This window comes from Ruegeria sp. CJ2 (assembly GCF_056536745.1).
This window is the reverse complement of record NZ_JBQFQF010000029.1, coordinates 1-4,962: the sequence shown is the minus strand read 5'-3', so window position 1 is coordinate 4,962 and position 4,962 is coordinate 1. Positions and strand designations below refer to the sequence as shown.

Genomic DNA, 4,962 nt, shown 5'->3' with positions numbered 1-4,962 from the left:
GGCCACGGTCCCCTCAAACCATAACCTGAAGGGTGAGGAGGAAGAGTGATCGATCCAGTGGACCGATCACCCGACGAACGCGCAACGCGCCGGACCACAGGTTCAAATCCTAGTCCTGAAAACGATCTTTCATAAGCAATTACAATGTTCTAGAGGCTAAATGGGCGCTTTGCGCGTTGAGGGAACCCACACCCGGAGCTGCAACTGTGCGACGCTACACAGGACAGCTAAGTCTGAGCAGCGAATCCAGCCGCCACAGTCGCCGACTTTCCACGCAAAAGAAAAATCAACCTGTCGCTAGTTCCAAAATACAAAGGCGGATTGAGATTTCTCCAATATTTGGAGATCAAGGAACAAGCGATGCCCTAGAATTGGAATGGTGCGTTCTATGTTGTTCTTGAAGGGTAACCAAGCAACCAACGAAAAAATTTTCAAACTTGTTTTGAATACTACCCACCTTTTTTCACCAAATCGTTTTTAACTGCCGTGATTTTCCCGGAAACTACGTCGGATTGAACTCAAAAGCGGCCCGATGACATAGTCGGCAACGCTTGCTTCACCGGTTTGCAGCATAACCTCTACGGGCATTCCAGAGACGAGTTCGACGTCCTGTAAATCTGCGAGTTCGGCAGGTAAAACCTCGACCTTCGCCAAATAATAGGGGTGCCCGGTATTTTCGTCGACTATGCGGTCTGCGGAAATTGAGCGCATTAAACCGAATATCTGCGGCATATTGCGTTGTTGATACGCGGTAAGATGAATACGGGCAGGCATACCAATACTTACGACATCTATGTCAATCGGGTTAACTCGGGCGTCGATTATCAAAGGAACCCTCGAAGGTACGATGTCCAAGATCGGCTCACCGTTTCGGACGACCCCGGAAAGAGTAGTGACTCGCACATTCATTACCTTACCTTCGATCGGAGAGCGTATTTCGGTTCTATCGACCACATCCCTGTGCCATCGTATTTCACTTTCCAACTCGGCTAGAGTACGTTTCATTTCCGATAATTCCATGGTGGAGTCTTCTATCTGCTGCTGAACCATGGCCAGTAATTGCAATTCGGTTTCACCAATTTTTTGATTATTACGGGCAATCTGCGCTTTACTGGTCGCACGCTCGATCGTGATGTCTGCGGCTGCGCGTTTCAGGGCCAGTAACCGGTATTTCCTTTCTAGACCTTTCCCCAGCAGGCTTGTGACACCTTGGATTTCTTCTTCAATCAAATGTGTTTTTTCGTCCAAGCCAACGATCGTTCTCTTAAGTCCGAGGTTTTCTTCGTCGAGTTGTTTGATGCGTTTGCGCAGAATGTCGTCGCGGCCTTTTTGTGTCGTAATTCGCCGCGTTAGAAGTTCTTGTTGATCGGAGATTGCGCGTATTAACTCAGCTTCATCGGATACAGTCTCGCTGTTCGGGACGGCCAATATTTCGGAACCGTCTAATTCAGCTTCGAGGCGGGCAACCCTCGCCAGCAGGTGCGTGTACCGATTTACCAATTCGTCAAGTCGGGCGCGTGCTTGCACGTCATCGAGAGTCAAAAGAACCTGACCTTTGGCCACCTTGTCCCCCTCCCTCACGTGAATAGACTTTATGATTCCGCCCTCGAGATGTTGAACAGTTTTACGGTACCCTTCTGGACTGACCACTCCAGGTGCAATGGCTGCGCCTTCCAGCCGGGCGCTGAATGACCAGGTCACCAAACCAAAGACCAGTCCGATTGCGACGATGTACCCCGCGCGAAGCGGCGCACGCGTGAGGTCTTTAAGGTTGGCTGCTGACTCTGTGACCGCTTTGTGCCGAAAAGAGCGGAGGAGTAATGTCAGAAACACTAACGTAAGCAGTAGAATTATTGCTGCGATCCACCTCGGTTCAACGGCGGGTGGTAGCCTTTCTAAGATCCAATCCAACCAGTCGGCTGGAATAGCACCCAGAATGCCATCAAGCACCGACGCACAGAAAGCCTTCACGTTTTCCTGTAACTCTTCCCAAAAGCTCATTGGCAAACCACCTTACTCTGCTACTACGTTGTTGCCGCTGCTAGATTGCACCGTACGCACGGTTTGATAGGCTGGAGCCTGGCCTCTGATCTGCAAAATTTTCTCACGCGGGCCAAATGCGGCGACAGCTCCGTCTTTGAGAACCAGGACCTTGTCTGCAGTCCTGAGCCCCGCGGGACGATGGGTCACAACGACGACGGTGCGACCAAGATTCTTGGAGCGCGTAAGAGCTGCAGCGAGGGCTGCATCGCCTTCCTGATCAAGATTCGAACTGGGCTCATCCAAGACGATAAACGACGGGTCACCCAGAAGAGCACGAGCAAGTCCCAGCCTTTGCCTTTGGCCACCAGAGATACGCCCGCCATGCAAGCCAACGTCTGTTTCGTACCCCTGCGGTAAACGCAAAACGAGATCGTGAACTCCTGCTTCTTTGGCCGCCTTGATTACCATCGAGTCGTCGACGTCTCGCATTCTGGCAATGTTCTGGGCTACCGTGCCTGGAAAGAGCTCTACATTTTGGGGCAGATAGCCCAGCCATGGCCCTAGATTTTCGGGGTTCCAGTTTCCGACGTCTGCACCATCAAGCCTTACATGGCCGCGCGTTGGTTTCCAGGCCCCGACCAACAGACGGCACAAGGTCGATTTGCCCGAACCTGAAGGCCCGAATACGACTAGTGTCTCGCCTGGCTCAAGAGCGAAAGAGATGTTCTCCAGAATCGGTTCGCCCGAATACGGTGCAAGACAATACACCTCTTCCACCTGCAATTGTCCAACAGGCTTTGGTAAATTGACTTCATAATCGGGAGCAAATTCACCCGCAAAGTGATCTCTGAGCCGGGTGATGGCTGTACGCGCTGCAACGAAACCTTTCCAAGCGCTTATTGAACGCTCAATAGGAGCAAGTGCCCGGCCCAGAACAATTGAGGCGGCGATCATCCCACCAGCAGTCAGATTGCCTTGAAGGACAAAATACGCGCCAAGTCCCAGTATCATGACTTGCAAGGCAAGGCGCAGGGCGCGTGATGCGCTGACAAGGCCCGAGGTTTTTTCCTTCAGGTTCAGGTGCTCACGTCGAGCCTCTGCTTGAAAAGACTGCCAACGACCAAGCAACGCATCACCCATACCCAGAGGACGTATGGTTTCACCACTCTCAAGGAACTGCTGCGCTGCCGTATCACTTTGGCGAAGCTTGGCACTTATTTCCTTGTTGGGATTGCGTGTCAGAATGTCATTTGTAAGCGCAAAGACAAAGAGAACGATAGCACTGCACAGCGCAAAGACACCAAGTCCAGGGTGAAGTAACCAAATGAACGCAATAAAGATCGGGGTCCAAAGTGCATCAAAAAAGGCAAGGACTGCGTCTCCGCCCAAAAATGACCTGAGGTTGGCAACATCGTTCAGGCTGGCCTTTGGGTTGCCGCCGGTCAGCCGATCAGACATGGCTTTTCTGAGGGTCGGTTCGCTAAGTTCTGATTCAACCCAGAAACTTGCACGACCTAAGATCATCCGTCGTACTTGCTCTAGTATTCCGTAAATGATCAGCGCAAAAAGTGCGACAACCGTCAGCCAGACCAGAGTGTCGAAAGACCCTGTGGTCAGAACCCTGTCATAGATCTGAAGCATGTAGATTGCGCTCACCAGAAGTAGCAGGTTTACGACACAGCTTACGATCAGCAGCGGCGGGAAAAGCCGTTTCACGGCTTTTCTGGTGGTATCGACTATATTTGTATCAGGATTGGCATTCATGAACGTGGCACTCTGTAACAAGGGTTTGGTACGGCTGTGAGGATGTGCAGACCCGGCGGGGTTCCGGATCTGCAAGTTTCACTACTTTGTCAGGCGACAACCGGGTCGAGGTCGATTGTGAACCCGTCAGTGTCCGTATCCGAGTCACCGTCGGTTTCTGTCGCGTTCAGGGTCATCTGTAAGGGTTCGGGATTGAACTCCTGCGAGGTCGTAAACTCGATGACCGGGATCTTGATGGTCCCTTGACCCATAAAGAGCTGGATCGCGTCGATGTTGTTCGGACCCATTGGATCGCCGATGACAAAACTTTCCTGACCACCGGCTTCGGGCGACAGATCACCGTCCAAGACCTCAATCGGATTCTCTGAGAATGTGCCATCGCTATAGTAGATCATGTACCACAGATCCTCTGGCGGGTTATCATACCCACCTACAGAGTTGTCGATGAAGACCTTCACGGCGCTGACGTTAAAGCCGGTTGGATCGACGACGAAGCTTTCATCCACCTTTCCGCCCGATGTCGTGTCACCATCAATGCCGTGATTGGCATTACCGTTAAGATTGTTATTGCCATTCCCGATGCCCGAGGTGCTGACATTCATCTGTTCGGCACTGAGGAAAGTCGCGGTGCTTTCCCAATCAGCTTCAGGATCATTCAGGAGATCTTGGATGTCAGTCGGAGCCAAATAGCTTGTCGGATTGACCGCCGCGAACACGATTTCGGAACTGTCGATTGTCAGCGTTCGCACCGGATCGGGGCCACCCGCATCAAGGCTGCCATCTGCCGTGGACAGTTCGACCACCGAACCCGGCGGTGTAGACACCTGAAGATCGTACATGTCCGTGGCAGGATCAAACACCAAGGTGAAGTCTACAGTCTCGTCGGTGCCGTCACCGTTAAAGTCGTCGGTGATCGACCCTGCGAACGAATAGTCGCCGTTCTTCGTCAGGTCACTTCCGACCGCAACAACACTCCCGGTGCCGATCTTGTAGCTGACCAGTTCAATGTCCAGCGATGCAAACCCATCCTCACCAGGATCATCAGCCCAAGCATCTTGGGCACCGGACGAATAGTTGCCGGACGCGTCTTCAACAGTAATAGCCGGCCCGTCATCGGTGAACGAGATTTTTTGGGTGAGGTCGACATAGTCCGTCGCGGTGTCCGCGGCGGTCTCGGCATCGCTGAGGGTGCCGACCAGACGGATCGCATCGGTC

The 4,962-nt window shown here is 52.5% G+C and carries 3 protein-coding genes; all 3 read right to left on the bottom strand.

The window, feature by feature from the left end:
* Positions 1 to 477: 477 nt before the first annotated feature.
* Positions 478 to 2,001 (bottom strand): HlyD family type I secretion periplasmic adaptor subunit, encoded by a 1,524-nt coding sequence (locus ACR0MS_RS20370; RefSeq protein ID WP_480578126.1) that lies wholly within the window; start codon positions 1,999 to 2,001, stop codon positions 478 to 480.
* 12 nt (positions 2,002 to 2,013) lie between these two features.
* Entirely contained in the window at positions 2,014 to 3,747 is a 1,734-nt protein-coding gene (locus ACR0MS_RS20365; protein WP_480578123.1) for a type I secretion system permease/ATPase, read from the bottom strand.
* Between the two features lie 89 nt (positions 3,748 to 3,836).
* Positions 3,837 to 4,962 (bottom strand): hypothetical protein (locus tag ACR0MS_RS20360; RefSeq protein WP_480579054.1); only part of this gene is annotated, 1,126 nt, incomplete at its 5' end.

What these genes read in the sequence shown, in the direction of transcription:
- ACR0MS_RS20365 (WP_480578123.1), bottom strand. Translation starts at nt 3,747, where the DNA reads ATGAATGCCAATCCTGATACAAATATAGTCGATACCACCAGAAAAGCC.
- ACR0MS_RS20370 (WP_480578126.1), bottom strand. Translation starts at nt 2,001, where the DNA reads ATGAGCTTTTGGGAAGAGTTACAGGAAAACGTGAAGGCTTTCTGTGCG.